Origin of the sequence: Lentzea miocenica (assembly GCF_033949945.1) — a bacterium.
Classification (GTDB): domain Bacteria; phylum Actinomycetota; class Actinomycetes; order Mycobacteriales; family Pseudonocardiaceae; genus Lentzea; species Lentzea miocenica.
This window is the reverse complement of sequence record NZ_JAXAVW010000109.1, coordinates 1-536: the sequence shown is the minus strand read 5'-3', so window position 1 is coordinate 536 and position 536 is coordinate 1. Positions and strand designations below refer to the sequence as shown.

Annotated in this window: 1 pseudogene; it reads right to left on the bottom strand. The window is 67.9% G+C overall.

Annotated elements, in window-relative coordinates:
- Positions 1 to 536 (bottom strand): annotated as a pseudogene (locus tag SK803_RS46420) (transcriptional regulator); the annotation flags it as partial.

Genomic DNA, 536 nt, shown 5'->3' with positions numbered 1-536 from the left:
GCGTGACGCTGTTCGCCGACAGTGTTGTCTACGTCGTCGCGGCCGAACAGTTCCTCTTCCATCTCGCGGCGGAGGGTCGCACCAACCTGTGTGTCGGCGCGGAAGTCCGTTAGCGGCTGGTGGAAACCCTTCGGGATCACGGCCAGGCGGCGGGCCGCGTTGATCACGTGGCCTGAGCGTTCCTGGACGAGCAGCAGGTAGTCCGGTTCGCTGCGGAACGCGTCCGCGGGGCGGGCGATGGCCGTGAGCGCGAGGGCTCCGCCTGCGCACATTCGGTCGCCGACGTTGAGTGCGGCCGTCAGGTTCCGCATGTAGGTGTCGCGGAGGGGGAGTGCGCCGGGGCTTGTTGGCCGGTCGGTGGTGAGCGCGTCAACCAGCTCGCCTTCGAGCAGGTCCATCGTCACCACGTACCCCACGAAGTCCGTCACGCCCACGGTGCCCGCGAGCTGGTGCTTTCGCATGTCCACGTCGAGCAGCCGGAACAGCGGCATGTTCACCATGCGGTGTCCCAGCGCCAGCGTTTCGGCCAGCCGTTG